The sequence below is a fragment of the Alcaligenes sp. AB3 genome, assembly GCF_031844565.1.
Lineage (GTDB): Bacteria > Pseudomonadota > Gammaproteobacteria > Burkholderiales > Burkholderiaceae_B > Alcaligenes > Alcaligenes faecalis.
Genome location: NZ_JAUZVM010000001.1, coordinates 392,571 through 418,857, shown reverse-complemented (window position 1 = coordinate 418,857; position 26,287 = coordinate 392,571). Strand labels below are relative to the sequence as shown.

The window sequence follows — 26,287 nt, the reverse complement described above, 5'->3', positions numbered from 1 at the left end:
AAAAGATCCCTGGCAATGAGCCGCCATCTAAAAAATAGCCTCAGTCTGTGGCTTCGCAAGCCCGCATCCGCGAGCGTTTACGCTCTGTCTTGTCAAACGCAGGTCGCATGTCATTACATTGAGATGCGGCCTGAAATGGCTGCTACATTTTCTGCAGTACAGTGAATCGTGGTGACATTTATTACAAACCATCACCATAGGCTGATTAGCACGCCAGTTTGCAAACGCTATTACATCAACCGCAAAAATTATTTGAGGAGCATTGTATGGCCCAGCTCGATCGAGGCACCATGTGCATCATGTGCCAAACCCTTCCACTCTCGCAACCTAACGCCCAACGGCATCCCTACCTCAAACCCATCAGACGAGTCGATGACGCTGACGAACAAAGCACGGAAAGTCTTTACCACTGCACTGTTTGTCAAACCCATTGGCTATATCAACGCAACAAATGGGACGTCTGCCTGGGATTCAAGTTATGGCAAGGGGGCCTGCAGGCATTTAACCGGCGGCATGCACCGCTTGTCGTCCCCACTCAGAGTACAGCCAGCAAAAAAAACAAGATGCACCAGGGTCCTGAGCTGCTCTCTTGAACCCTGCTAGTCGCAGAACACGCTGGATCGATGTATGGGCAGCTCTTTCCTGCCGGCTGCCCGGTCATTCACCATTCACCTGCCCCGCTTGAAATGCTGCACCTGCTTGTAGCGTGCACCATGACCATCCCCCCTTCGGGGCCAGCCATTCAGACCGCATCAGTCCAGACCAGTGCTGCCTGAACAGGCCTGTTCTGCCTGCTTCCAAACCAGTCATTTTTCCAAATCGAATGTTGCAAAGTTAAGACTATTCAAAAAAAAAACTGCACACAATGCTCACTTGTTGCGCTGCAGCATATATTATTTTTCCATAGTCGTTGTTCCTGCGGTGGTGAGATGAGCGGAGACAGGCGTCACAGAGCGCTGCTGTTATCTCGCTGCCCACCGACTAGGCAAGACCGGGGTCACGTGCCTAGCTAGCTTACTCGCCTTGCCGGAATTGTGTTGCTCTTCAACCTACAACACAGGTCCGCTTGCCTACCACTTGCGTTCGCGCTGTCGCACACCCTGCCGACAGCCGGAGAGTCGCTCACACCGGCACTGCCCGGTTGCACTCAAGCCATCCACCAGGATTACCCATCCCGGTCGGCCCCCTCTCAACCGTCTCCTACCCCTCTCGGTGTTCCTTTGCATCCGCAAGGCCAGCTTGCCTGTGTTTACTTCAGGAACACCTATGAAATTGATTACCGCCATCGTCAAACCCTTCAAGGTTGACGAGATACGCGAGGCCCTTTCCGATCTGGGCATACAGGGGATGACGCTTACCGAGGTCAAGGGTTTTGGTCGCCAGAAAGGCCACACCGAGCTTTACCGCGGTGCGGAATATGCGGTCGACTTCCTGCCCAAGATCCGCATTGAACTGGCTATTCCCGACGAGCAGTTGCCAAGCGTTCTGGAAGCCATTCAAAGCAGCGCCCGCACCGGTCGTATTGGTGACGGCAAGATCTTTGTCCAGCCGCTGGACCACGTCATCCGCATCCGCACCGGCGAATGCGATGAACAAGCCCTGTAATCGGAGACTCCATCATGAACAACGCTGATCTATCGTGGATGCTGGTCTCCACGCTTCTGGTACTAATGATGGCCGCGCCGGGCCTGGCCCTGTTTTACTCGGGGATGGTGCGTCAAAAAAATGCCTTGTCCATGCTGTCCCAGACCTTGCTGGTGTTCAGTCTGGGGGTGGTGCTGTGGTTTATCTATGGCTACTCACTGGCCTTTACCGCTGGCAATCCCTTGATTGGCAGTTTCGACAAGGTCTTGTTCAACGGCATGTTCACCGCTGCTGACCAACAGTTCTCCATGTCGGGCACATTGCCTGAACTGCTGTTTGCGTCTTTTCAGGCCACCTTTGCCGGTCTGACTTGCGCTCTGGTTGTCGGTAGTCTGGCAGAACGTACCCGCTTGTCCGCCATCCTGGTCTTTACCGTGATCTGGTTCACCCTGGCCTATCTGCCCATTTGCCATATGGTCTGGTTTGCCGATGAACAGCACGGCGGCTTGCTCAACTCCCGTGGCGCGCTGGACTTTGCCGGTGGGACTGTCGTGCATATCAATGCCGGTATTGCCGGTCTGGTCGGTGCCTGGATGATTGGCCCTCGACTGAACTACCGTCGTGAAGCCATGCCCCCTCATAACCTGCCCTTGACCTTTATCGGCGCGGCTCTGCTGTGGGTAGGCTGGTTCGGTTTCAACGCAGGCTCGGCTTTGTCTGCCAATGAAAATGCCACGCTGGCGTTCTTCAACACCATGTTGGCTGCTGCCATTGGCGTTGTGGCTTGGGCCTTGGGCGAATGGATCAGCAAAGGCCACCCTTCCTTGCTGGGTGCCTGCTCGGGTGCGATTGCAGGTTTGGTTGGCATTACCCCAGCAGCTGGTTTTGTGGCTCCTTCCGGTGCACTGGCCATTGGCCTGATTACTTCCCTGGCTTGCTTGTGGGGCGTTAATGTTCTGAAGCGCTGGCTACGTGCTGACGATACGCTGGACGTTTTTGGCATTCACGGTTTGGGCGGGATTGTGGGCGCGTTGCTCACGGGTCTGTTCAACGCCCCTGTTCTGGGTGGTCCCGGTACCGCTGCTGGCAACAGTATCTGGATGCAGTTGTGGATTCAGCTCGAAGGTGTCTTGCTGACTCTGGTCTGGTCCGGTGTGGCTGCCTGGATTGCCTTCAAAATTGCCAAAGTCGTCTGCGGTGGTTTACGTGTCGATGCTGACCATGAGCGTGAAGGTCTGGATATCCGTACCCACGGTGAAACGGGTTATCAACATTGAGATCCCATCATGATTCTTGATTATCTTGCCCACCGGCAAACAGCCCCCTTTAAACACAGGTACAAACCTAAAAGAAAAAGCCCTCTTTCGAGGGCTTTTTTTATAAGCAGAACGGCTGCTTATTTTTCTTTGCGGTAAGCATCATGACAAGTCTTACAGGACTTGCCCACATTACCGAAAGCCACGCGGAAGGCATCAAAGTCGCCCGAGTCGGACGCCACTTTCAGCTTGTCGATCGCAGCGGTGAAATCATCGGTAGCTTGCTTGAAACCTTGGGCATCGCTCCAGGCTTCAGCTTTGGTCTCGCCGCCTTCAGTACCGGCACCAAATGCGCCCCAAGGCAGAGCTGCCAAAACAGTCAGCACTTCCACGTTCTTGGCGATAGCAGCCGCGTCGTAAGGCGCTTCCTTTTTAGCGACGGGAGCCATACGACCGAAGTGAGAACCAATCAGCGACATGCTGGCTTGACGATAGTTCACGGCTTGCTCGGGCTTGGCGAATTGGGCTGTAGCTGGCGTGACAAACGCGGCGCACAAGGCGGCAGCGGCAGTCAAAAACGCAAGTTTTTTCATGGGAACTCCTGTGTGATGAAACATAAAACACTTCATAAAGCACTGGCTCAAGAAACCCAATCAGGCAGAGTCACTGCACAGTGACCCTGCTCTATGGATTCAGATTGCCTGGGCCAACTGTACCGCGACGCCCAGATAGCTGCGTGGAGTTAGCTCAAGCAAATAGTTTTTAGCGTCTGCAGGCAGCTCCAGGCCACCAATAAACTCGCGCAACGCTTCTTCGGTAATGCCACGACCACGGGTCAGGGCTTTGAGTTGTTCGTAAGGCTGGGGCAAACCATAGCGGCGCATCACGGTTTGCACGGGCTCGGCCAGGATTTCCCAGCAAGCATCAATATCCGCATCCACGGCGGCCGCGTTCAATTCCAGCTTGCCGATGCCACGCAGGCAGGCGTCATAGGCCACCACGCTGTAGCCCAGGGCCACGCCCAGGTTACGCAGCACGGTCGAGTCAGTCAGGTCACGCTGCCAGCGGGAGATAGGCAGCTTCTCGGACAGGTGACGCAGCATGGCGTTGGCCAGACCCAGATTGCCTTCCGAGTTTTCAAAGTCAATCGGGTTGACCTTGTGCGGCATGGTGGACGAACCGATCTCGCCTTCTTTCAGGCGCTGCTTGAAGTACCCCAGGGAGATGTAGCCCCAAACGTCACGGTTGAAGTCCAGCAGAATGGTGTTGGCGCGGGCAATCGCGTCAAACAGGGCAGCCATCCAGTCATGCGGTTCGATCTGAATGGTGTAGACGTTTTGCGTCAGGCCCAGACCATTTAACACCTTCTTGCTGAAGGCTGGCCAGTCAATTTCGGGGTAAGCCGAAAAGTGCGCATTGTAGTTACCGGTTGCACCGTTCAGTTTAGCCAGAGGCTGAACAGCGGCGATGGCGCTAATGGCATTTTGCAAACGGGCGGCCACGTTGGCGAACTCTTTGCCCATGGTGCTGGGGCTGGCAGGCTGACCGTGGGTGCGCGAGAGCAAAGGCTGCTCGGCATGCAGACGGGCTTGGGCCTTGATGGCATCGCACACTTCTTGCAGCTGAGGCAGGATGACCTGCTCGCGAGCACGCGTCAGCATCAGGGCGTGCGAAGTGTTGTTGATGTCTTCAGAGGTGCAGGAGAAGTGGATGAACTCAGCCGCTGCGGACAGCTCGGCGTGGTCGGCCACTTTTTCTTTCAGCCAGTATTCCACGGCTTTCACGTCGTGGTTGGTGGTGCGCTCGATGGCCTTGATACGGGCGGCATCGTCTTCCGAGAAGTTCTGCACCAGGCTCTTGAGCACCTCGCGGGCTTGGGCGGAGAAAGCAGGCAGTTCAGGTAGACCCGCGTCGGACAGGCCGATCAACCAGGCCACTTCGACCTCCACGCGATGCCACATAAATGCGGCTTCGGACAACAGGCCACGCAAGGGGGCGGTACGGCTGCCATAACGCCCGTCCAATGGCGACAAGGCATTCAGAGTGCTCAGGGTATCGGCTATGTGCATCGTTCTACAGAAAAGAAGGGGGAATAAAGTCAGCCCGCATTCTAACATTGCGGGCTGACACCCGTATGCCGCGTGTTCAGCATGGGGTCAGAATGCGACGACTGTTCGAGGCTTTGACGAATAAACCACAGTTTTTCGACATTGTTTCCAGCGGCAGGTTCAGGCCCGGCCTGCGGGGCGTTCGCCCATAGGTTCCTGCTATACTTTTTGAGCCTGCAACTTTTGATAGCTTTTTATGAAACTTCTAGCTTCCCTCACCAGCCCATACGCGCGCAAAGTGCGTGTTGTCATGGCGGAAAAAAAGCTCGACTACGAGCTGATTCTGGAGGATGTGTGGGCCGATGACAGCGATATTCTGAAACACAATCCACTGGGCAAAGTCCCCTGTCTGATTATGGATGATCAGGCAAGCTTGTTTGACTCCCGCGTGATCGTCGAGTATCTGGATACCCTCTCGCCCGTCGGCCGTCTGATTCCCCAAGCCGGACGTGATCGCGCTGCGGTTAAATGCTGGGAAGCCATTGCCGATGGCTTGCTTGATGCCTGCGTTGCCATCGTGGTGGAAAAACGCCGTCCCGAAGAAATGCGCCTGCCCGCCTGGATTGACCGCCAAAACAGCAAGATCACCGCCGCCCTGCAATCCATGAACAACACCTTGGGTGACCAGTCCTTTTGCATGGGCACCAGCTTTAGCCTGGCCGATATTGCCGTAGGCTGCGCACTGGGTTATCTGGATCTGCGCTTTCCTGAACTGGACTGGCGCTCGCAGTACGGCAATCTGCAACGCCTGGATGAAAAACTCCAAGCGCGCCCCTCGTTTGCCAGCACCTTACCGCCTACGCAGTGAGCGTTGCACTAGCAAGCCAGGGCCCATTCTTTTGAATGGGTTTTTTTATGTCTGCTCACTCAGGACTGGCCCAGCAAACGGTACATCCAGAAGGCCTCGTCGGACTTCATGCGCTGGGCGAACTGAGCGGGTGAAAAGCCGGAAATGCGTTTGACCTCTCTGCCAAAATGGGACTGGTCGCTGTACCCGGCCTGCAACGCCACATCAGACCACACCGGGTTTTCCTGCTGCTGCACCAGGGCAAACGCACGCTCTGCCCGCACATACAGCTGCAGCTCACGCTGACTCTGCCCGGCCCAACGCTTGAATTGCCGTTGCATCTGGCGCAAGCCCGTGCCCGTGCGTGTTGCGGCCATCCTCATCCAGCCCAACAGGACGATGCACTAGACGCCTACCGCTATCTGCTAAAACGTGGCATCTCCGCCCAGGATATTGTCCTGGCAGGCGACTCGGCAGGCGGGCATCTGGTGCTGATGACCCTGGTCGGCCTGCGTCAGACCGGACTGCCCCAACCTGCCCTGGCCTTGGCACTGGGTCCCTGGACAGATATAGGCCGACGCGGCGCCAGCCAGTTCGGCCATGATCGCTACGATATGGTGCAGGGTTATCAAACACTGCAATACGGCCAATGACTGAAGGGCAACGGCCTCTGGAGTGACGACCAGCTCTCTCCCATTGCCCAGGATCTGCGCCATCTGGCCCCCATCTATATTCAGGCAGGCGGCAAGGAAATTCTGGTCGACATGATTCGTGACTTTGCCGCCGAGGCGCGCAAGCAGGGAGCCAGTATACGATTGGATGTATGGCCGGACATGACGCACGAGTTTCATGCCTACGGCAGCACCCTGCCCCAAAGCGAGCAGGCGATTGCCGCGCTACGGACAGCGATTCAATGGACTAAAGGGGGAGTGTTTGAGCCGGCAGAAGAAACCGAGCTGAATGGGCTGGACTCTGCATATGGCAAAGCCCAGCCTGAAGACATCAAGCCTGTGTGATGGCCTGCGTAATCATGTAGATCGCCAGCACAGTCAGCATGCCAGCGAAGATGCGCTTGAGTGTCACCTGGTCAATTTTGTGGGCCAGACTGGCGCCCAAGGGAGCCGTACAAATACTGGTGGCCGAAACAATCAACAAGGCAGGCCAGTAGATAAAGCCAATCATGCCGGGATGGCTGCCGAAGGTGGCCTGTCCGGACCAGATATAGCCCACGCTATTGGCCAGGGCGATGAAAAAGCCCAAGGCAGCCGAAGTAGCGACGGCCTGCCGAACGGGCACATTACCGCGCAACATGAAGGGCACGGACAAGAAGGCCCCGCCTGCGCCTAACAGACCTGAGACAAAGCCGATCAAGGCTCCCATGGCAGCAATCCAGAATGGAGCAGGCAGGGAGCGGCCTTGCACTGGGGCCGACTTGCGCGCCATTTTAGAGGCCGAATACAAGACGAACACACCGAACACAATCGCCAGCGCCGTGCTGTTGATCATGGCAAAAATCGCGCCGCCCGACAGCAGCCCGCCCACGATCAAACCGGGCACCATCACCTTGACCACGTCCCAACGGATGGCGCCATGTTTATGGTGCGCCCGCACACTGGACAAGGAAGTGAACAGAATCGTGGCCATGGCCGTGGCAATGGACGCATGCACGGCCAGCTCTTGCGGCACACCAAACAGCGGCAGCAGGAAGGTCAGGAACGGCACCAGAATCATGCCCCCGCCAATCCCCAGCAGACCCGCGGCCAACCCGATACCGGCACCCAGCACCAGCAAACTGATGACAAGAATGGGATCCATGCCCGCCTCTTATTGAATAATGCCGCCGCCCAGGCAGCGGTCACCGTCATACAGGACCACGGACTGGCCTGGAGTCACGGCCCATTGGGGCTGATCAAAATGCAGGGACAGGCTGTCGCCATCGGCAGCCAGGATCGTGCAGGCTGCATCGGCCTGGCGATAACGGGTCTTGGCATGAATCGGGCCCAGCGCTGGCGGATGGCCCGCTACCCAACTGGTCTGTTCAGCCTTCAATTCGGACTGCAGCAGCCAGGGGTGATCGCGCCCTTGCACCACATACAGCGTGTTCGTGGCCAGATCCTTGCGGGCGGCATACCAGGCGTCGGCAGTACCGTCTTCGCGCTGCTTGCCCTTGACGCCACCAATGCCCAAACCCTTGCGCTGACCATAGGTGTGGAAAGCCAGGCCCACGTGCTGACCCAGCACCTGCCCTTCTGGTGTCTTGATCGGACCGGGTTGAGTAGGCAGATAGCGATTCAGGAACTCGCGGAAAGGACGCTCGCCGATAAAGCAAATGCCAGTCGAGTCTTTTTTAGCCGCGTTGGGCAGCTTCAATTCCTCAGCAATACGGCGCACTTCCTGCTTGTTAATCTCGCCCAACGGGAACAAGGTGCGCGACAGCTGCGCCTGGTTCAGGCGATGCAGAAAATAGCTCTGGTCCTTGGACGCATCCAGACCTTTCAACAGCTGATAGTCTGTACCGCCCCCAGCCATGGGCACGCCACGCACACGGGCGTAATGGCCAGTGGCAATCCAGTCCGCACCCAAGGTCATGGCGTGGTCCAGAAAAGCCTTGAACTTGATTTCCGCATTGCACAGAACATCGGGATTCGGGGTGCGACCTGCCGAGTATTCCCGCAAGAACTCCGCAAACACGCGGTCTTTATATTCCGCAGCGAAGTTGACTGCCTCGATCTCGACCCCGACCAGATCGGCCACGCTGGCCGCATCCAGCCAATCCTGGCGCGAGGAGCAAAATTCGGAGTCATCGTCGTCTTCCCAGTTCTTCATGAACAGGCCCACGACTTCATAGCCTTGCTCTTTAAGCAGCCAGGCCGAGACAGAGGAGTCCACGCCGCCGGACATTCCGATAACGACGCGACCTTTTTTGGTGGAAATAGTCATTGCAGTGATGGTGAGAGGTGTCGCAGCAGGCAGACCCATGGTCTGGCACGCACCTGACTAACTAAAAAAGGCATTGTACGCCTGCGCTGACGCATGTACAGGCAGACACCGCCAGTGCTTGGGGTTTCTGGAAAACTGTGCTGCCCAGGATACAAATAAAAAAGCCCGAACACGCGGTCCGGGCTTTCAGGGCGGCTCAAGTGTGGCTCAAGCGCGATCAGTCCAGAGGACGCGGGGGCAACATCTTGCCGGGGTTCATGATGTTGTGAGGGTCCAGCGCCTGCTTGATGCTGCTCATCACATCCAGTGCATCCTGACCGTGCTCGGCCAGCATGAACTCCATCTTGTGCAAGCCCACACCGTGCTCGCCGGTACATGTACCCTGCATGGCAATGGCACGCTCTACCAGACGATGATTCAGGCGCTCGGACTCGTCCCACTCTTCCTGACTATCGGCATCCAGCAGCATCAGAACGTGGAAGTTGCCATCACCCACGTGACCCACGATGGTGTACGGGAACGGAGCCTGATCCATATCGGCCGCGGTTTGCGCCACACACTCTGCCAACGCGGAGATAGGCACACAAACGTCCGTGGTGCTGGAACGACAGCCGGGACGCAGTTGCAAACCGGCAAAATAGGCGTTGTGTCGGGCCGTCCACAAGCGGGAACGATCCTCGGCCTTGTCAGCCCATTCAAAGTCCATGCCACCGTTTTCACGGGTAATTTCCTGAACCACCTGAGCCTGTTCCTGCACACCGCTGGGGCTGCCGTGGAATTCAAACAGCAACAGGGGCGATTCTTTCAGCGTCAGCTTGCTGTAGGCATTGGTGGCACGTACGGCGGCCGTATCCATGAACTCAACGCGCGCAATCGGAATACCCATTTGAATGACCTCGATCACGCTTTGCACGGCAGAGCGCAGATCGGGGAAATTACAGATGGCGGCAGAAATGGCTTCGGGTTGCGGGTACAGACGCACCGTCACTTCGGTGATGATGCCCAGCGTGCCTTCGCTACCGATGAACAAGCGGGTCAGGTCGTACCCAGCGGAGGATTTCTTGGCTCGGTTAGCCGTATCGATAATGCGGCCGTCTGCCGTGACGACCTTCAGGGTCAGGACGTTTTCACGCATGGTGCCGTAACGCACGGCATTGGTACCGGAGGCACGGGTTGCAGCCATCCCGCCCAGGCTGGCATCCGCACCGGGATCGATGGGGAAGAACAAGCCCGTATCACGGATATGCTCGTTCAAGGCCATGCGTGTCACGCCAGCTTGCACTGTGGCGGTGAAGTCTTCGGCATTAATCGCCACGATCTCATCCATGCCGGACAAGTCCAGGCTGACGCCACCTTGAATTGCCAGGAAATGCCCTTCCAGGGAGGAGCCGGCCCCGTAAGGGATCAGGGGAACATGATGCTCATGACAATGACGTGCCACCCAGGCTACTTCTTCTGTGCTGCGAGCAAAAACAACCACATCAGGCAGCATGGGTGGATACGGCGACTCATCCCGTCCATGGTGTTCACGCACAGCGTGAGAAAGCGAGCACCGCTCTTGGAACTGAGCCTGCAAGGCTTCTACAAAACCTTCAGGTAAAGGGCACCGCGCTAGATCGGCATGACCGGGAGCATTCATGAGCATTCCAAAAAGGCAAAACCCTATTATGAGTGGCTAAGTGCCCCCTCTTCAAGAGCGACTCGTGCCTGGCGACGCTGACGCACCGCTTCAGCCAGTTTTTCCAGAACCACCACGGTGTCATCCCAATCGATGCAACCATCGGTAATGCTTTGGCCGTAGGTCAAAGGCTTGCCTTCCACCACGTCCTGACGACCGCCTACCAGATGGCTTTCGATCATCACGCCGCAGATACGCATATCGCCGCCCGAGATCTGACCGGCCACATCGGCCAGCACTTCGGGCTGACGGCGGTAGTCTTTATTGCTGTTGGCGTGGCTGGCATCGACCATCACACGCGGCACCATGCCAGCCTTGATCATGGCCTGGCTGGTTGCCTCAACGTTTTCAGCATCGTAGTTCGGTGTCTTGCCGCCGCGCAGAATCACGTGGCAATCGTTATTACCCACGGTGGACACAATGGCGGAGTGACCACCCTTGGTGACCGACAGGAAATGGTGTGGCTGGGAAGCGGCCTTGATCGCGTCCAGAGCAATACGGATATTGCCATCCGTGCCATTTTTGAAGCCGACGGGGCAGGACAACCCGGAGGACAGTTCGCGGTGAACCTGGCTCTCTGTCGTGCGAGCACCAATGGCGCCCCAGGAAACCAGATCGGCAATGTACTGGGGAGTAATCATGTCCAGGAATTCGCAACCAGCGGGCAAATCCAGCTGGTTCACGGCCAGCAGCAATTCACGCGCGGTACGCAAGCCCTGATTGATGTTGAAGCTGCCATCCATGAAGGGGTCGTTGATCAGCCCTTTCCAGCCCACGGTGGTACGTGGCTTTTCGAAGTACACACGCATCACGATTTCCAGCTCGGGCGCAAAGCGCTTGCGCTCCACCGTCAAACGGCGGGCGTAGTCCATTGCGGCTTCAGTATCGTGAATGGAACAAGGGCCCACCACGACCACCAGACGATCATCCCGTTCGTGAAGGATTTTGTGAATGCTGCGGCGTGCCTTGTGAACCGTAGTCGAGACAGCAGAGGTACACGGGAACTCGCGCATCACATGGGATGGGGGAGACAGCTCCTTAATTTCACGAATCCGTAAATCATCAGTATTGTGCGACACGATTGAACTCCAGTTGGTTTGCCAGGTCCGGGGGCAAACGAAAAAAAAGCCGCCCGGACAATGCTGGCGGCTTATTTCAGGATTTGGGTCTTACTTGTGTTTGGTGCAACCCGTCCTTTCCTCCACCAGCGGCATCGGAAAAGCATAAAAATAAAAGAAGAAAACGGGGGTTGCGAAAGTCATGGGAAAAATCCTAACACAGTTCCGGACGCGCCGCCAACAAAACCAGCAAGATTCATCCACAAAAACGCAGAACAACAAAATATTTATACTAACAAGACCCTAAAAAATACCACCAAACGAAACAACCATTTCGTTTAGAGTTTTTTATTGGCCCTTTTGTTTCGTGTTATCGCGAAAAACCACGATAAATCGTTTAGATGGCTTGTTTGTCTTATTTTTACATCTACATACAAACCTGATCACTATCTGTCCTGCGCAGAGGGAAAAGGGCCAGAACACAGGGTTCTGGCCCTTAGCTGCCTAATTTAGCAGCACGCTATCCGCCCTTTTCCGCCATAACGAGCTTGCTGTCGCTCGCGGAAAAACTCGGCGTACTCCATCGGTTTCTGATCGGGGTGATTTACCCGCATATGATTCAGATAGGATTCATAATCAGGCACGCCCACCATCAGGCGCAAGGTTGTGGCCAGATAACGCCCGGTACCCCGCCCTGCCTGGGCACTGCGCGAGATGGCTCCTGTCAATAAGCCTTTCATATCAAGCTCCTGCTGCCGCTTGAGCCGGCAATGGCTCGTAGGGAGTCTCGGCAGAATGCGGCTCTGTGCTGCAGCGCGCTTTCAACACGCAACGGATGCCAAAGAACACCATGCTCAAGACCACGAAAATGAACAGACCGCACAAGGTGGAGTTCACGTAATCGTTAAAAATAACCTGCTGCATCTGCTCCAGTGATTTGGCCGGTGCCATGACGGTTTGTTCCGCCAGACCCTGCTGGTACACCTTGGCATGGGCCAAAAAGCCGATCTTGGGATCGGGGTGGAACATTTTCTGAAAGCCCGCCACCAGCGTGCAAATCAGCAGCCAGATAGTGGGAACCACGGTCACCCAGGCGTAGCGGTCTTTCTTCATCTTGAAGAGCACCACCGTACCCAGGACCAACGCCACCGCTGCCAGCATCTGGTTGGCGATACCAAACAAAGGCCACAAGGTATTGATGCCGCCCAGCGGATCGACCACGCCCTGATACAGGAAGTAGCCCCACGCCGCCACGCACAAGGAAGTGGCAATCAAGTTGGCAACCAGGGACTCCGTACGCCGCAAGCCTGGTACAAAGGTGCCCATCAAGTCTTGCAGCATGAAGCGACCCGCACGAGTACCGGCATCTACTGCCGTCAGAATGAACAGCGCTTCAAACAAAATGGCAAAGTGGTACCAGAAGCTCATCATCGCAGGCCCGCCGATGACGTTGTGCAAGATGAAGGCCATACCCACGGCCAAGGTAGGCGCGCCACCGGCACGGGAAATAATGCTGTTTTCGCCCACGTCGCTGGCCATTTGGGTCAGATCGGCGGGTGTAATCAGAAAGCCCCAACTGGACACCACTTGTGCGGCCTGTTCAGGCGTGGTGCCAATCAAGGCGGCCGGGCTGTTCATGGCGTAGTAAATGCCGGGCTCGATCACGCAGGCGGCGACCAACGCCATGATGGCGACGAAGGATTCCATCAGCATGCCGCCATAACCGATATAACGTGCCTGGGTTTCGTTCTCGATCATCTTGGGTGTGGTGCCCGAGGAAATCAAGGCGTGGAAACCGGACACGGCACCGCAAGCAATGGTGATGAACAGGAAGGGGAACAAGCTGCCGGACCAGACCGGCCCTGTGCCATCAATGAATTTGGTGGTCGCTGGCATTTTCAGCTCGGGTGCCACGATCACAATCCCGATGGCCAGACCCACAATGGTGCCGATTTTCAAAAAAGTGGACAGATAGTCACGCGGAGCCAGCAACAACCACACAGGCAGCACGGCGGCAATAAAGCCGTAAATGATCAGCGCCCAGGTCAGCTCTTCGCCATTCAAAGTGAAGAACGGCCCCCAGCTTGGGTGCGCAGCCACATCCTGACCATAGACAATGGCGGCCAGCAGAAAGATCAGCCCGATCACCGAGACCTCGCCAATACGGCCCGGCCTCAGGAAGCGCAGATAAATCCCCATGAAAATGGCCAGCGGAATCGTCGCTGCCACCGTAAAGGTGCCCCACGGTGAGTTGATCAGGGCCTTGACCACAATCAGCGCCAGCACGGCCAGGATGATAACCATGATCATGAAGGCGCCAAACAACGCAATCACACCGGGCACCGTGCCCAGTTCGGACTTGATCAGATCCCCCAGCGAGCGCCCGTCGCGGCGCATGGAGATGAACAAAACGGTAAAGTCCTGCACCGCCCCCGCAAACACCACACCGGCCAGAATCCAGAGCATACCGGGCAGATAACCCATTTGCGCAGCCAGCACCGGCCCGACCAAGGGGCCCGCGCCTGCAATCGCCGCGAAGTGGTGCCCAAAGAGCACATGCTTATTGGTCGGTACATAGTCCAGACCATCGTTATGACGCCAGGCAGGCGTCATGCGGGTGGCGTCCAGCTCAAAGACCTTACGAGCAATGAAACGGCTGTAGTAACGATAGGCAATCAAATAGACGCAGACTGCGGCGACTACGATCCATAGAGCATTGATGCTCTCCCCCCGGCTTAGCGCCACCGTTCCCAGGGCAAAGGCCCCCAGCACCGCAACCAGCACCCAAATCAGATGCTGTTTCATAAAACCGCCCTCTTCTCTGCTCATAGAGCCTCCACGATTTTGCATTAAGTAAGTCTGCCACCAACTTTTTTTCCGGCTGCACTTCTGATCTGAAGAAGTCGCCAGCTGCCGGTACAAGAGGCGCTGCACCGCGTAGGGGCGAGCATTCTTGCTGGGACCGCACAGTGTTCTTGATACCGTGCATTTCCCGCACCAGCAGGGTTTGAAAGCGCCGTAAAGCGCACTTTCCAAAAAAGGTGTCGGCGCGCCCGAAGGCGCGCCGAACTCATTCATGAATCAATCTGGGGTAGGCACAAGCCAGGCGCTTTTGAGAGGACAAGCGCTCTTTAATCCTTGGGAGCATAGTAAAAACACGTACTCAAAACACCACGCATTCTCCCTAAGACCAAACTCTTTGCTTATATATAAATTCTAATCAGTTCTTTTCGTTGATAGTTTCTATCCATTTAATTTGAGTACGAATGATTTTATGCGCTATGATTTCCCTGCAAATCTTTCGTAAAACAAATCATTCATAACGAAATGGTATAGGCGAGAAAAGGACTCATGATGAAACTACAATCCAAGCCCCTCTGCGCGCTGGCCTTTGCCCTGCTGGGCACCCTGGCTGCCGCTTCCAGCGCCCAAGCTGTCACGCTGGAACAAGTCAAAGAGCGCGGCGTGATTCGCGTCGCCGTTGCTAACGAAATTCCGTACGGATACATGGACATGTCCGGCAAAGCTCAAGGCGCTGGCCCGGAAGTGGCCCAGGCCATCATGGAGCGCCTGGGTGTCAAAGAGATCAAATGGGAAACCGCCAATTTCGGCTCCCTGATTCCCGGTCTGCAAGCCAAGCGCTTTGATATGGTGGCCGCTGAAATGGCCATCCTGCCGCAACGCTGCAATACCGTGCTGTTCTCCGAGCCCAACAGCTCCTATGGCGAAGGCCTGCTGGTGGCCAAGGGCAATCCCAAGAACATTCACTCTTACGAAGACTTCGCCAAGACCGATCACAAGATTGCCATCATGGCTGGGGCTGATCAGCTGGAAATGATGCAGGCCCTGGGGGTGCCCGATGATCGCATGATCACCATTTCCAACAATGCCGATGCCATCTCCACCGTGGCAACAGGCCGTGCCGATGCCTATGCCGCAACCGGCCAGACAGCCAGTGACCTGGCCTCCAAAGGGGGCGGCAAGGTGGAACTGGCCGCCGAATTCAAGGACCCCATCATTGACGGCAACCCGGTTCGTAGCTGGGGCGGTTTTGCCTTTGCCAAGGAATCCGAAGACCTGCGCGACGCGGTCAACAAGGAACTGGCCGAATTCAAGAAAACCGATGAATGGAAAGCCATCCTGAGCAAACATGGCTTTACCGAAGAAGACGCCAAGCACTCGTTTGAGAAATCCACGGAACAGCTGTGTAAAGCCTGATCCTTCACCTGCGGGTAAGGCGGCCGCACGGGCCTGCGCGGCTCCTTGCAAGGGCCGACAGCGCACATAAGGTGCACCGCCTGCCCTTGTCTGGAACCTGATATGGATTGGTTAAGTTACAGCTCGGCCCTGATGGAAGGGGCCTGGGTCACCATACAGCTCACGCTGTATTCAACCGTAGTGGGAGCGATCGCCTCCTTTGCCTTAGGCATAGGCAGGCTGTCCCACTCGGTGGCCCTGCGCTCGCTGTCCATCACGATTATTGAAGTTTTTCGCGGCACCTCTTTATTGGTACAGCTGTTCTGGCTGTACTTTGCCCTGCCTATTCTGGGCGAGTCCATGGGTCTGGACTGGCGCCTGGACCCGGTCGTGGCCGGCACCCTGGCCCTGGGCCTGAACATTGGCGCCTATGGTGCGGAAGTAGTACGCGGAGCCATTCAGGCCGTACCGCACTCTCAACTGGAAGCCGCCAAGGCCCTGGACTTTACCGAGCGCCAGACCTTATGGCGCATCAGCCTGCCCCAGGCCATCCCCGAGATGATGCCCAGCTTCGGGAACCTGGCCGTACAAAATCTGAAAGATACGGCCCTGGTCTCTTTGATCAGCCTGGGGGACTTGAGCTTTAGAGCTGAACAAATACGCAACTTCACCCAGGACAGCACCACTATCTACACCCTGCTCTTGCTGATGTACTTTGGCATGGCACTGGTGCTGACCGTTCTGATGAAATTGCTGGAACGCGCAACCGGCCGCTGGCGCGCGCAAAGGAGCTGAACATGCTGTTTGGTATTGAATGGGACACCAGCAGCAACGGAGCATTTGCGCTGTCTATCCTCCCTATTTTGCTTAAAGGCTTGTGGGTCACCATACAAGCCGCCGTACTGGGCTTTGGGGTGGCCGCTATCCTGGGACTTATCCTGGCCGGCCTGAAAAGCGTGCGCCTGCGCCTGATTTCCTGGCCCGCCTATGTGCTGACCGAATTCCTGCGCGACACGCCTTTGCTGGTGCAATTGTTTTTCCTGTACTACGTGCTGCCGGACTACGGCATCGTGCTGCCCGCCTTCCTGACCGGCGCACTGGCGCTGGGGGTGCAGTACAGCGCCTATCTATCCGAGGTCTACCGCGCAGGTCTGGAATCCGTCACCCACGGCCAGACTGAAGCGGCCCGCGCGCTGGACATTTCTCCGCTGCGTACCTTTATGGTCATCACCCTGCCCCAGGCTATCCCACGCATCATCCCAGCCATGGGTAACTACCTGGTGTCCATCATGAAGGACGTGCCCGTACTCTCTGTCGTATCGGTACTGGAAGTCCTGAACGTGGCCAAGATTATTGGTGACCGCACCTTTAACTACATCATTCCCCTGTCCATGGTGGGCGGCCTGTATCTGCTGCTGACCCTCCTGGCTTCCGCTGGGGTACGAGCGCTGGATCAGCGTTTGCCCAAGCAAGGAATTCCCCTGCGATGACTGACACAACAAGCCCCATCATTCAATTTGACAATGTCACCAAGAAGTTCGGTGATGTCACCGTCTTGGACGCCTTGAACTTTCAGGTGGAGCCGGGTGAGAAAGTCACCATCATCGGCCCTTCCGGTTCTGGTAAATCCACCGTGCTGCGCATCCTGATGACACTGGAAACCATCGACGAAGGCGTCATTACCGTGGCCGGCAAGCCCCTCTGGCATGAGCGGGTCGACGATAAACTGGTACCCGCCAGCCAGAATCACCTGCGCGAAATGCGCAAGGAAATGGGCATGGTGTTCCAGCAGTTCAACCTGTTTCCGCACATGACGGTGATGCGCAATGTCACCGAAGCGCCTACCCATGTGCTGGGCCTGTCCAAAGAACAGGCACGCGAACGGGCTACCAAATACCTGGATCTGGTGGGCCTGATCGACCATGCCGACAAATTCCCCAGCCAGCTCTCCGGCGGGCAGCAACAACGTGTGGGGATTGCTCGGGCCCTGGCCATGGAACCGAATATTCTGCTATTTGACGAGCCTACCTCGGCCCTGGACCCGGAGCTGGTAGGTGAAGTGCTGGGCGTCATTCAAAAGCTGAGTCAGGAACAGGATCTGACGATTCTGCTGGTGACCCACGAAATGCAATTTGCCAAGGAAGTCTCAGACCGCGTCTGCTTCTTTGATAAAGGCGTGATCGTGGAATCCGGCCCGCCCGAACAAGTATTCTGCAACCCGCAGGAAGCACGAACGCAGGCGTTCTTGAGCAACTTTATTCAAGCGGCCTGATTCTTTTTGTTTACAGGGCAGATCAGAGGGAGCGTATAGACCAGCGCCCCCTCTTTTCGGTGCCTCCATAACCCAAAAAACGCGGCAACAAGAAAGAGTGGCTGATAAAAAAACATCCAGATTTAGCAGACAACACCAAGCTGAACAGGATGATACGGAGGCGAGGTCTGCAACCGCCGAAAGCGGATTTCCACAAGCTGCGGTTTCACACAATCCAGCCGGGGTGGCACTACCTTACGCGGCATGCCACCCTGCTCTGCCACATGAAATGAATCAATACAGCTTTTTCTGAGGTGGGCCTGAAAAACGTAGTGGTCCGATGCTAGCCATATCCACTTCGACCACCGAGGGGCCTTGATGCTCAATGGCCTGCTTCACCACTGTTTTGAATTCGTCCAAGGACGACACCAGATACGCCTGGCACCCCATCGCCCGACCCACATCACGATAGCTAGGTGTGTGCAGCTGGTTGTAATACTGCCGATCTTCAAAGTAGCGCTTCTGTATGCCGCGCATCACGCCATAGCCGCCGTCATTCATCACCAGCAAGACCAGGTTGCTTTGCTCTTGCACCATCGTGGCCATTTCACCAATACCCAGCATCAAGCCCCCATCACCCACCAAGGCCACCACCTTTTTGTCCAGGTTCGCTTTGGCCGTACCGATCGCGTGTGCCAGCCCCAAGCCGATCGCCCCTGCCAAGGAGTGGATGTTTTGCAAGGGGGCGTGTACAGGGAACAGCCGACTGCCCCAGGTACTTCCGGACATGGTGATATCGCGCACCAGGATCGCATCTTCAGGCATGGCAGCACGCAGGGCAAAGCATAGCTCGGCATACGGCCCCAACTGTTCAGTCAATTGGAGTATGGCGGCTTCACGGGCCTGGGTAATCGCGGCATCATAATCCGCATCGACAAAGCTGCAGCCCTGCAGATCTTGCACCAAGGCTGTCAGGGCTTCGTTGGCCTCTGCGCAGACGAACTGGCTGATGGCGTAGTTTCGCTGTTGTGCAGCCGGGTTCGCATCAATTTGCAGGGTGTTGGCAGGAAACTGGATGGAATAGGTTTTGGTTTCATTGCTGCGCAAACGCGAACCGACCACCAAGACCAAATCCGCGTCGGCCAACAGCGTTTCCACTTCAGCCGTATTGTGAAATGCACCCAAACTGCGAGGGTGACTATCTGCCAGGACGCCACGTGCATGTGTAGACGACACCACTGGAATCCCCATATCCGCCAACTGACGGACGGCTTTACCCGCTTTCAGGGTTCCCCCCCCTATCCAGAGCATGGGACGTTTTGCGGCTTTAACGGCTGCGGCCAGTCGGGCTCTGTCGCGCTCTTGCAAAGCAGGCAATTGCAAGGGGGCGGCCGGCTCCAGGGAGACAGGCCAGGCTATGTGTGCAGCCTGCACATCGATAGGAATCTCGACACTTACCGGCCCCATGGGAACGGTAGTCGCAACGCGTATGGCCTCTTGAATCATGCCCACCGCGTTCTCCGGGCTGGTGATGCGATACGCGGCTTTACTGGACGCGCGCAAGAAACCCAACTGATCTTTGGCTTCATGAATGAAACTGGCATCTCTATCCAGATACTCACGTTCAACTTGGCCCGTCAAATGTAGTACGGGGCTGGCAGCATTGCAGGCTTCGATAAGCGAGCCCACGGCATTGCCGGCCCCCGCCCCCGTGCTGGTCAAGGCCACGCCCAAACCAGTGAAACGTGATTCTGCGTCGGCCATGGTGACACTACCCGCCTCGCCCCTGGCGCATACAAACTGCACCTGCTTGCGGCGGCCCAGCGCATCGGCAATGGGCAAATTGTGAATGGAAATCACGCCATACACATTGCGTACCTGGTGGCTCTCCAACACACGGGCAATGGCCTCACCCACGGAAATGGTTTCTGTCATGTTTGTGTCTCTCATCCTTCACACCATGGATCAGGCTGTGTACTCAGCCCCATATAAATACTTTTTTGCTGCATGTACGACAAAATACTCAGCCTGCCTTTCTCCCTGCCCACGCCGCTTTCTTTAAAACCGCCAAAGGGTGTGGAGATAGAGAATTTCTTGTAGGTATTAATCCAGACCGTGCCTACGTCCAGTGCTCGGGCCAGCTGCCAGGCCTTGCGGTAGTTTTCAGTCCAAAGGCCGGCGGCCAAGCCGTAGACACTGTCATTGGCTTGCTGCACCAAGTCGTGCTCGTCCTCAAACGGCAATACCACCAGCACGGGGCCAAAGATCTCTTCCTGGCACACGCTGGCCCGGTTACCCAGCCCGGTAATAATGGTGGGGGCGTAGTAATTGCCTTGCGCCAGATCACCCTCGGTCAGACGGTGCCCACCCACTACAATCTGCCCGCCCTCCTGTTCGGCGCGTCGCACGTAGGCGTCAACCGAATTCAAGTGCTTCTCGTCTATCAGTGGGCCAACTTGAGTCGCGGCGTGCTCGGGATGCCCCACACGCAGCGCTTGTGTTTTAGCGACCAAACGCTGCATAAAGGCCTCATACACGTTTGCGTGTACAAACAAGCGCGCACCGGCAATGCAAGCCTGCCCCGAGGAACTGAAAATACCGTAGATCACCCCATTTACGGCCAGATCCAGATCGGCATCGTCCAACACCACCGTCGGCGACTTGCCTCCCAGCTCCAGGGAGGTACCAATCAAGCGCTCTGCTGCAATATGAGCCAGCTGACGTCCTGTGCTCGTCCCGCCTGTGAAGGAAATTTTCTTCACCAGTGGATGCTGCACAATGGCATTGCCCACGACTGAGCCTTTACCCGGTAACACGCTTAGCAAGCCGGGAGGCAGCCCCGCTTGCTCAAACAGGCGCGCCAGTTCCAAGGCGATCAAGGATGTCGCTTCGGCTGGTTTCAAGATCACGGCATTACCCGCTGCCAAAGCGGGTGCCAGTTTTTGCACTTCAGAGGCAATGGGCGAGTTCCAGGGTGTGATGGCGGCCACCACCCCCAAGGGCTCATGCACACTCATGGTCAACCACTCTCTGGACCGGGCATTGGTCAGCTCTGTATCCAGGGTTTCCAGACACGCCGCGGTATAACGGGCCGTGGCGGCTGCACTCATCACCAAACCACGCGTTTCTGCCAGCGGCTTGCCGTTGTCTCTTGTTTGCAAAGCTGCCAGCTCGGCCACATTTTGCTCGATCAGATCGGCCACTTTATAGAGCACCCGAGCCCGCTCCACGGGCAAGCTATTGCGCCAGGAGGGCTCTTGCCAGGCCCAGTGCGCGGCTTGAACGGCCTCTTGCACATCGTCCAGGCTGGCAGTAGAAAACTCGGCATTCACGCTACCGTCTGCTGGAAAAATGCTGCGCGCAACCGCCCCCCGGCCTTGCCGCCAATGGCCGGCCAAAAATAATGCTTTCATGTTTTTCTCCGCCTAGATGACCAGGGCGTCACCCAGTTGATAGCAAGCGCGCACCACACTCAGTGCTGCCAAGGTGGACGTCTTAGGATTGCTGGCTAAAGCGACGCCCTGCATTTCTATTTGCATCTCACCAAACGTTCCTTCGACACGGATACGATGCTGGTTTCGTGTCATGGCAGGATCAGCAATCAGCTCAACCTGAGTTGCGTCCATGCCCACCCCTGCCAGGGCGATGGTCGCTGCCACGTTTGCATTGGCCGGAAACTTCTGTGCCGCCTCACGAGCCGAACCTCGGAAAAATACGGTCGCTTCGGTTAGCGCATCCAAATCGACCAATTGCTCGGCATAGCTGCCTTTCCAACTGGCTGGTTTTTTACGCCCTTGATACACCACACTATCCAAACCCATTGTGCGTGCAGCGGCAATACCATCAACGCCCGCAATAGCGCCTGGCAAAATCTGTAGCTGTGCGCCCTGTGCAACCGCAAACTCACGTATCTCCTGCTCAAACACACTGTCGGCAAACGCCCCCACCGAAATCACAGCCAAAGGCAATTGGCGCTGCAATACTGCTTTGGCATGGGCTTTCAAACCAGCTTGCCCGGCCATCTCCAACACCAGATCTGGCGTTCCCACCATGTCATCCACATGGCTGATCACTTGCACAGCAGGCCCCAGCTCTTTCTGCATGGCGGCCACACCCGCTTCAGTGACAATCACCCATGCCAGTTCAATGGATTCAGGCAACAGGGCATGCACCGTTTTTGCCATGGCCCCATAGCCAATAAATGCTACTTTTTTCATCGTTCTGCCCTAAATTTCCTGACTAAACCCGCCAGACACGTCAATGACTGATCCCGTTGTATAGGAAGACAACGGCGACGCTAAAAACACCAAAGCCCGAGCCGCTTCCACAGGCTTGCCCAGACGTCCCATCGGTATGCCTCGCTTGCGGGCAATGCCCGCCAGCCAATCCTCCCAGCTTTGATCAGGATCTGATCTATCCAGGTAGCGACGTTGCCACTGCCCGGACTCCACCATGCCAATCAAAATGGAGTTCACTCGAATGCCTGCAGCCACAAACTCTTTGGATAAACCTTTGCTCAAATTCAACAAACCCGCTCTGGCGGCTGAAGTTGCCATCATGTGCGGTTCAGGTTTGTAAGCCAGCAAGGAGTTCACATTGGCGATGGACGCAATGCTTGACTGGCGCAGATACGGCAAGGCGGCCCGCACGGGATTTAACACACTGAAGTACTTCAGCTGCACTTCCCGTATCCACTCTTCATCCGAGGTGTCTTCAAAGCTGGCAACTTTTCCCTGGCCCGCATTGTTGATCAGCATGTCCACACCGCCGAAACGCTGCGCTACCTGCTCAATAAATTGTTTGATGGCATCCGCATTCAACACGTCGCAACACTGTATATACAGACGATCCGACTCAAAACAGGCCGCCATTGTTTCCCAGGAATCCTGCAGGCGCCCGGAATCCCGTCCGCACCAGGCGACGTATGCGCCTTGCTCAAGCAATAGCCGTACGGTTTCCAGACCTATGCCTGAGGAGCCTCCCGTCACGACGGCCACTTTGCCGCTAACTTGAAAACTCATATGCTGCTCTCCTTCTTGTCCTGCTCGGCACGGCCAAAGACCAGGCGATCAAATAGCGCAGGTTGATCCACGTACAACAAATGGCCAGCTTGCGGCACTGCCTGTAATTTCAGCCGTGGGTAACTGTGCTGTAAGGCCTGCATCCCGGCAGGTGGAGTAATGCCATCCTCTGTGCCGTACAAAGCCTCTATGTCACCTTGAATACTCGGCAGGTAATCATCAATGCTGTCGTACGCCAAGAGATAGGAAGAAGCCTTGAATCCCTCCAGGCGCAGTCGTTTCATTGCCTGCGTCACCATCAGCATGTTTTCGGGTGTCACTTGCCCCAACAGAAACGGCCCACGCTCTTGCGCCATGGCTTCCGGGCCCAGCGCTTCGAGCAGTCGTGGACGTTTCTCGTACACCTGCCGTTGCTGCTCTGCCGAGGTTTTGCCATAGCCCTGTGCCACACTGGCCAACACCAAACGTGACACATCCTCCGGATACAGCGAGGCATAGGCAGTGGCCATCAATGCGCCCAAGGAATGCCCCACCAGCGTGAAGGCGGGCAAGCCCACCTCCTGCACCAAGGTTCTCAGTGCCTGAGCGTAATCAGCAGCGCTAGGGGTGGCTGAGGCCAAAGCGACACTGTCTCCATAGCCCGGCGCATCCCAGGCTATCAGCCGGTTTTTCCCCGCTTGGCTTGCAAACTGCTTGGCCCACAAACCCGCAGCCGAACTGATGCCGTGCAGCAAGACGTACACATCGCCTTGCTGCTCCCCGTTATCCCAATAAGACAGGCCAGAAGCCGTCTTACGCATCGCACCCTGTGTGCTCAATGGCATGTTTTGCCTCCTACTTTCGTGCGATGGCTTATTTCTTGGCCGCTTTTGCCGACTCATGCCAAGGGATCACGACTTTACGCAGTGAACCAACGGTGAAATACAGCACGAAACCAATCATCGCCAAAAGGATTACAACGGCAAACAAGGTATCCACTTCCAGATCCTGCAGCTTGATGGTGGCCAAGTAGCCCAGACCACGCGAACCGGCCACAAACTCAGACACCACGGCACCAATAATGGCCAGCACAATTGCCATCTCCATACCCGTCAGGATGTAAGGCAAGGAGGCTGGGATCACCAGCAGTTTGAAGCGCTGCCAGGTGCTTGCCTTGCCCACCTGAAACACTTCAATCAAACCCGTATCGACAGACTTGGCCCCCAGATAACTATTGGAGAAAACCGGAAAGAAAGCCAATAGCGCCGAGATGATGATCTTGGATTCGATTCCAAAACCAAACCACAAAATGAACAGGGGAATCAGCGCCACTTTAGGCGTCAGCTGCAAGGCGATCACAAAGGGTTTGAAGATCGTGTCCAAGATGGCGATCCGTCCCAGCAACTGCCCCAGCAAGGTTCCCACAATTACTGCGATACAAAAGCCTCCCAGGCACTCGGCCAAGGTGGTGTAGATGTGATAGTAGGTATCATCGCGCTGCATCAGCCGCACCAGGGCGTGCACCACATCTTCCGGTGGGGGCAAGACCAGGGGGGACACGTCAAAACCACTGACATAGGCTTTCCAGAGCAGGAAAAACACCAGCACGGAAATGATTTGAATAAGTAGACGATTCACTTACAACTCCAGATGCTGACGCAGTTCATCACATAGACGGGCAAACTCGGGATCACCCAAAAAGTTTGTGCGCGGACGCTCCAACGTAATAGGAATTTCGGCTACCACACGTCCCGGGCGCGCCGACATCACAATGACCCGATCCGCCAAGTGCACCGCTTCACTGATAGAGTGCGTAATCAGGAAAGCACCAAATTTCTGATCCATCCAGATACGCTCTGCATCAGCGATGATTTTTTCCCGGGTCAAGGCATCCAATGCCCCAAACGGTTCATCCAGCAGCAATAAATCGGGCTGGGAAAACAGGGCGCGCGCAAAAGACGCCCGTTGGCGCATCCCACCGGACAGCTCGGCCGGGCTCTTGGTTTCAAAGCCTTTCAACCCCACCATGTCGCATAGCAACAGCGCCCGCTGTTCATCCTCAGCGCTGTAACTGCCCGCTTGCATCAACTTGGGCAGCAAGATATTTTTCTGGATATTCATCCACGGCAAAAGTCGGTGCTCTTGAAATGCCACACCGATATCGGGCGTTTTCTTGTCGGCCGTAGCGGGCCAGTTCACCTGACCGGAGGTGGGCTGTTCCAAACCACATAACAAGCGCAGCAAGGTGGACTTGCCGCAGCCTGATGGACCAATTACTGCCACAAACTCACCGGCCATGATGTGCTGATTAATGTCTTGCAAAGCAATGGTCGTACCGGTAGAGGTCTTGAAATGCTTGGAGACACGGTCAAAACGAACGATGGGCGGTGCGTCAGTGGACGGTTTTTTTGCTAGCTCAGACAACGGTAGACTCCCAGATGGCATTGGTATAGAGCTGTCTGGAGGTTTCCTTCATCAGACCGGCACCCTGCAACAAGCGAGTCGCTTCATCCCACTGCTCGGGCACATTACGCAAGACATTTTCTTTACCGTGCGCCAACCACAACTCACGGTTGCCTTTCAGGTCGCCCAGCGCAATATCTTCTTTGTCAATACCTGGCACATCGAAACGACGCGCAATCGTGCGAATGACTTCCAGCAGTTGCGCATCGTCCATATCCGCCATCGCCAAGATCGCCGAGCGGGTGCCTTGCAAAAATGCGACGTGCTGCTCGCGGTTGGATTCCAGATCCTCTTCACTGGCCACATAGACTTGACCAGGCACACCGTCGTCTACAGGCAGCGCCACCAAAGGCAGTTCGGCAGCACGCAGGCGCGATACCGTACTGGCATTGCCAAAAAATGCGGCAATACGGCCCGCCTCCACCATCGCGAACGACGCCGGACCGTCAGCAACACGCTCACGACGCACCGACTTGGGGTCCACACCTGCTTTGGCCAGCATCAAGTTCAAGGTGGCCTCCATGGAACCACCGAATGACGCCACGCCAACCACTTTCCCTGCCAGTTCCTTCACGTCCCGAACTGGGTGGCTCTGGGAAGAAATCACCACAAAAGGTGAAATCTGTGACACCGTGCCAAAGGCCAGAACATCGGAGTTGTCTTGGGCGCGCGCGGACAGATAATTGGCGCCACCGGTGCGGCCAGCTTCTACCTGCTTGGCGGCAACCAGCTGTATGGCCTGACCGGCCCCCCTGCCTACTTCTACTTTGACGTTCACATCCAGTTTGTCGAAACCACCCGACGCGCTGGCATACAAGACGGGCGCGAAGGCCAGGGACAGAGTGAAAGGGGTCAGGTACGTGTAGGTCCCCCTTGCCTTGGCAAAGGCCACGCTGGCGCTCATGGGCAAACTCATTGCCCCCAAGGCACCGGCGCTATAAACCAGAAATTTCCTGCGGTTCATA

Annotated in this window: 24 protein-coding genes and 1 pseudogene; 8 read left to right on the top strand and 17 right to left on the bottom strand. The window is 56.3% G+C overall.

The genetic code is table 11. The features are described from left to right. Positions 1–1,266 precede the first annotated feature (1,266 nt). Entirely contained in the window at positions 1,267–1,605 is a 339-nt protein-coding gene (locus Q9R35_RS01970; protein ID WP_003802910.1) for a P-II family nitrogen regulator, read from the top strand. 14 nt (positions 1,606–1,619) lie between these two features. Next, a complete protein-coding gene (locus tag Q9R35_RS01965) occupies positions 1,620–2,861 on the top strand; it encodes an ammonium transporter (protein WP_042481897.1) in 1,242 nt (413 codons plus the stop codon). A 119-nt stretch (positions 2,862–2,980) separates the two neighbouring features. Here Q9R35_RS01965 and Q9R35_RS01960 read toward each other — a convergent pair whose 3' ends face one another. Both Q9R35_RS01960 and purB read right to left on the bottom strand, forming a co-directional pair. Continuing rightward, positions 2,981–3,433 carry a cytochrome c gene (locus Q9R35_RS01960; protein WP_042481899.1) on the bottom strand — a complete coding sequence of 151 codons (453 nt, stop codon included), beginning with the start codon at positions 3,431–3,433 and terminating at the stop codon, positions 2,981–2,983. 99 nt (positions 3,434–3,532) lie between these two features. Then, positions 3,533–4,909, bottom strand: a complete 1,377-nt coding sequence (gene purB, locus Q9R35_RS01955; RefSeq protein WP_042481902.1) for an adenylosuccinate lyase — start codon at positions 4,907–4,909, stop codon at positions 3,533–3,535. Positions 4,910–5,144: 235 nt separating this feature from the next. On the opposite strand from purB, the gene Q9R35_RS01950 reads away from it, so the two are divergent. Further along, positions 5,145–5,756: a glutathione S-transferase family protein gene (locus tag Q9R35_RS01950; protein WP_042481906.1), complete on the top strand. Its 612-nt coding sequence runs from the start codon at positions 5,145–5,147 to the stop codon at positions 5,754–5,756. Between the two features lie 59 nt (positions 5,757–5,815). Here the strand turns inward: Q9R35_RS01950 and Q9R35_RS01945 are convergent, their stop codons facing one another. Next, the gene (locus Q9R35_RS01945) at positions 5,816–6,076 is read right to left on the bottom strand and encodes a helix-turn-helix domain-containing protein (protein WP_253820560.1); all 261 of its coding nucleotides are present in this window, start codon (positions 6,074–6,076) and stop codon (positions 5,816–5,818) included. On the opposite strand from Q9R35_RS01945, the pseudogene Q9R35_RS01940 reads away from it, so the two are divergent. Next, positions 6,065–6,751, top strand: a pseudogene (locus Q9R35_RS01940) (alpha/beta hydrolase). The gene Q9R35_RS01945 and the pseudogene Q9R35_RS01940 overlap by 12 nt on opposite strands. On the opposite strand, the gene Q9R35_RS01935 reads toward Q9R35_RS01940, so the two are convergent. The 6 genes from Q9R35_RS01935 to Q9R35_RS01910 all read right to left on the bottom strand — a co-directional run bounded on the left by Q9R35_RS01935 (position 6,738) and on the right by Q9R35_RS01910 (position 14,240). Next, on the bottom strand, positions 6,738–7,550 hold the full coding sequence (locus Q9R35_RS01935) for a sulfite exporter TauE/SafE family protein (protein ID WP_026483024.1): 813 nt from the start codon (positions 7,548–7,550) through the stop codon (positions 6,738–6,740). The pseudogene Q9R35_RS01940 and the gene Q9R35_RS01935 overlap by 14 nt on opposite strands. 9 nt (positions 7,551–7,559) lie before the next feature. Continuing rightward, complete coding sequence (gene mnmA / locus Q9R35_RS01930) at positions 7,560–8,675, bottom strand: tRNA 2-thiouridine(34) synthase MnmA (protein WP_311219270.1); 1,116 nt, start codon at positions 8,673–8,675, stop codon at positions 7,560–7,562. Between the two features lie 217 nt (positions 8,676–8,892). Then, entirely contained in the window at positions 8,893–10,314 is a 1,422-nt protein-coding gene (locus tag Q9R35_RS01925) for an FAD-linked oxidase C-terminal domain-containing protein (RefSeq protein ID WP_311219269.1), read from the bottom strand. Between the two features lie 26 nt (positions 10,315–10,340). Then, on the bottom strand, positions 10,341–11,435 hold the full coding sequence (aroG, locus tag Q9R35_RS01920; protein ID WP_269465265.1) for a 3-deoxy-7-phosphoheptulonate synthase AroG: 1,095 nt from the start codon (positions 11,433–11,435) through the stop codon (positions 10,341–10,343). A 485-nt stretch (positions 11,436–11,920) separates the two neighbouring features. Next, on the bottom strand, positions 11,921–12,151 hold the full coding sequence (locus Q9R35_RS01915) for a CstA-like transporter-associated (seleno)protein (RefSeq protein WP_311219268.1): 231 nt from the start codon (positions 12,149–12,151) through the stop codon (positions 11,921–11,923). Between the two features lies 1 nt (position 12,152). Further along, on the bottom strand, positions 12,153–14,240 hold the full coding sequence (locus tag Q9R35_RS01910; protein WP_311219267.1) for a carbon starvation CstA family protein: 2,088 nt from the start codon (positions 14,238–14,240) through the stop codon (positions 12,153–12,155). Between the two features lie 522 nt (positions 14,241–14,762). Here Q9R35_RS01910 and ehuB point away from each other — a divergent pair. The 4 genes from ehuB (at position 14,763) to ehuA (ending at position 17,880) form a co-directional block, all read left to right on the top strand. After that, positions 14,763–15,629 carry an ectoine/hydroxyectoine ABC transporter substrate-binding protein EhuB gene (gene ehuB, locus Q9R35_RS01905; RefSeq protein ID WP_026483030.1) on the top strand — a complete coding sequence of 289 codons (867 nt, stop codon included), beginning with the start codon at positions 14,763–14,765 and terminating at the stop codon, positions 15,627–15,629. A gap of 102 nt (positions 15,630–15,731) precedes the next feature. Then, positions 15,732–16,403 (top strand): ectoine/hydroxyectoine ABC transporter permease subunit EhuC, encoded by a 672-nt coding sequence (gene ehuC, locus Q9R35_RS01900; protein WP_026483031.1) that lies wholly within the window; start codon positions 15,732–15,734, stop codon positions 16,401–16,403. A gap of 2 nt (positions 16,404–16,405) precedes the next feature. Then, entirely contained in the window at positions 16,406–17,098 is a 693-nt protein-coding gene (gene ehuD, locus Q9R35_RS01895; protein WP_009456197.1) for an ectoine/hydroxyectoine ABC transporter permease subunit EhuD, read from the top strand. Then, positions 17,095–17,880 carry an ectoine/hydroxyectoine ABC transporter ATP-binding protein EhuA gene (ehuA, locus tag Q9R35_RS01890; RefSeq protein ID WP_042481922.1) on the top strand — a complete coding sequence of 262 codons (786 nt, stop codon included), beginning with the start codon at positions 17,095–17,097 and terminating at the stop codon, positions 17,878–17,880. The genes ehuD and ehuA overlap by 4 nt, the downstream gene beginning before the upstream one ends. Positions 17,881–18,153: 273 nt before the next feature. Here ehuA and Q9R35_RS01885 read toward each other — a convergent pair whose 3' ends face one another. Genes Q9R35_RS01885 through Q9R35_RS01850 form a run of 8 tightly spaced genes read right to left on the bottom strand, consistent with a single transcriptional unit; the run spans position 18,154 to position 26,286 of the window. Then, positions 18,154–19,794: a thiamine pyrophosphate-binding protein gene (locus tag Q9R35_RS01885; RefSeq protein ID WP_125303312.1), complete on the bottom strand. Its 1,641-nt coding sequence runs from the start codon at positions 19,792–19,794 to the stop codon at positions 18,154–18,156. 11 nt (positions 19,795–19,805) lie between these two features. Then, positions 19,806–21,272 (bottom strand): aldehyde dehydrogenase, encoded by a 1,467-nt coding sequence (locus Q9R35_RS01880; RefSeq protein ID WP_311219266.1) that lies wholly within the window; start codon positions 21,270–21,272, stop codon positions 19,806–19,808. Between the two features lie 12 nt (positions 21,273–21,284). Then, positions 21,285–22,076 (bottom strand): aspartate dehydrogenase, encoded by a 792-nt coding sequence (locus Q9R35_RS01875; RefSeq protein WP_311219265.1) that lies wholly within the window; start codon positions 22,074–22,076, stop codon positions 21,285–21,287. 9 nt (positions 22,077–22,085) lie between these two features. Next, positions 22,086–22,880 carry an SDR family oxidoreductase gene (locus Q9R35_RS01870; RefSeq protein ID WP_042481930.1) on the bottom strand — a complete coding sequence of 265 codons (795 nt, stop codon included), beginning with the start codon at positions 22,878–22,880 and terminating at the stop codon, positions 22,086–22,088. Further along, positions 22,877–23,704, bottom strand: coding sequence for an alpha/beta hydrolase (locus Q9R35_RS01865; RefSeq protein ID WP_311219264.1), 828 nt, complete (start codon positions 23,702–23,704; stop codon positions 22,877–22,879). Before Q9R35_RS01865 ends, Q9R35_RS01870 begins: the two co-directional genes overlap by 4 nt. 28 nt (positions 23,705–23,732) lie before the next feature. Further along, on the bottom strand, positions 23,733–24,497 hold the full coding sequence (locus Q9R35_RS01860; RefSeq protein WP_035272595.1) for an ABC transporter permease: 765 nt from the start codon (positions 24,495–24,497) through the stop codon (positions 23,733–23,735). Further along, entirely contained in the window at positions 24,498–25,283 is a 786-nt protein-coding gene (locus Q9R35_RS01855) for an ABC transporter ATP-binding protein (protein ID WP_042481933.1), read from the bottom strand. Next, positions 25,276–26,286, bottom strand: a complete 1,011-nt coding sequence (locus tag Q9R35_RS01850) for an ABC transporter substrate-binding protein (protein ID WP_311219263.1) — start codon at positions 26,284–26,286, stop codon at positions 25,276–25,278. The genes Q9R35_RS01855 and Q9R35_RS01850 overlap by 8 nt, the downstream gene beginning before the upstream one ends. Position 26,287 lies beyond the last annotated feature (1 nt).

Coding starts and splice junctions, on each gene's coding strand:
- Q9R35_RS01970 (WP_003802910.1), top strand. CDS start 1,267: ATGAAATTGATTACCGCCATCGTCAAACCCTTCAAGGTTGACGAGATA.
- Q9R35_RS01965 (WP_042481897.1), top strand. CDS start 1,620: ATGAACAACGCTGATCTATCGTGGATGCTGGTCTCCACGCTTCTGGTA.
- Q9R35_RS01960 (WP_042481899.1), bottom strand. CDS start 3,433: ATGAAAAAACTTGCGTTTTTGACTGCCGCTGCCGCCTTGTGCGCCGCG.
- purB (WP_042481902.1), bottom strand. CDS start 4,909: ATGCACATAGCCGATACCCTGAGCACTCTGAATGCCTTGTCGCCATTG.
- Q9R35_RS01950 (WP_042481906.1), top strand. CDS start 5,145: ATGAAACTTCTAGCTTCCCTCACCAGCCCATACGCGCGCAAAGTGCGT.
- Q9R35_RS01945 (WP_253820560.1), bottom strand. CDS start 6,076: ATGCAACGGCAATTCAAGCGTTGGGCCGGGCAGAGTCAGCGTGAGCTG.
- Q9R35_RS01935 (WP_026483024.1), bottom strand. CDS start 7,550: ATGGATCCCATTCTTGTCATCAGTTTGCTGGTGCTGGGTGCCGGTATC.
- mnmA (WP_311219270.1), bottom strand. CDS start 8,675: ATGACTATTTCCACCAAAAAAGGTCGCGTCGTTATCGGAATGTCCGGC.
- Q9R35_RS01925 (WP_311219269.1), bottom strand. CDS start 10,314: ATGAATGCTCCCGGTCATGCCGATCTAGCGCGGTGCCCTTTACCTGAA.
- Q9R35_RS01915 (WP_311219268.1), bottom strand. CDS start 12,151: ATGAAAGGCTTATTGACAGGAGCCATCTCGCGCAGTGCCCAGGCAGGG.
- Q9R35_RS01910 (WP_311219267.1), bottom strand. CDS start 14,240: ATGAGCAGAGAAGAGGGCGGTTTTATGAAACAGCATCTGATTTGGGTG.
- ehuB (WP_026483030.1), top strand. CDS start 14,763: ATGATGAAACTACAATCCAAGCCCCTCTGCGCGCTGGCCTTTGCCCTG.
- ehuC (WP_026483031.1), top strand. CDS start 15,732: ATGGATTGGTTAAGTTACAGCTCGGCCCTGATGGAAGGGGCCTGGGTC.
- ehuD (WP_009456197.1), top strand. CDS start 16,406: ATGCTGTTTGGTATTGAATGGGACACCAGCAGCAACGGAGCATTTGCG.
- ehuA (WP_042481922.1), top strand. CDS start 17,095: ATGACTGACACAACAAGCCCCATCATTCAATTTGACAATGTCACCAAG.
- Q9R35_RS01885 (WP_125303312.1), bottom strand. CDS start 19,794: ATGACAGAAACCATTTCCGTGGGTGAGGCCATTGCCCGTGTGTTGGAG.
- Q9R35_RS01880 (WP_311219266.1), bottom strand. CDS start 21,272: ATGAAAGCATTATTTTTGGCCGGCCATTGGCGGCAAGGCCGGGGGGCG.
- Q9R35_RS01875 (WP_311219265.1), bottom strand. CDS start 22,076: ATGAAAAAAGTAGCATTTATTGGCTATGGGGCCATGGCAAAAACGGTG.
- Q9R35_RS01870 (WP_042481930.1), bottom strand. CDS start 22,880: ATGAGTTTTCAAGTTAGCGGCAAAGTGGCCGTCGTGACGGGAGGCTCC.
- Q9R35_RS01865 (WP_311219264.1), bottom strand. CDS start 23,704: ATGCCATTGAGCACACAGGGTGCGATGCGTAAGACGGCTTCTGGCCTG.
- Q9R35_RS01850 (WP_311219263.1), bottom strand. CDS start 26,286: ATGAACCGCAGGAAATTTCTGGTTTATAGCGCCGGTGCCTTGGGGGCA.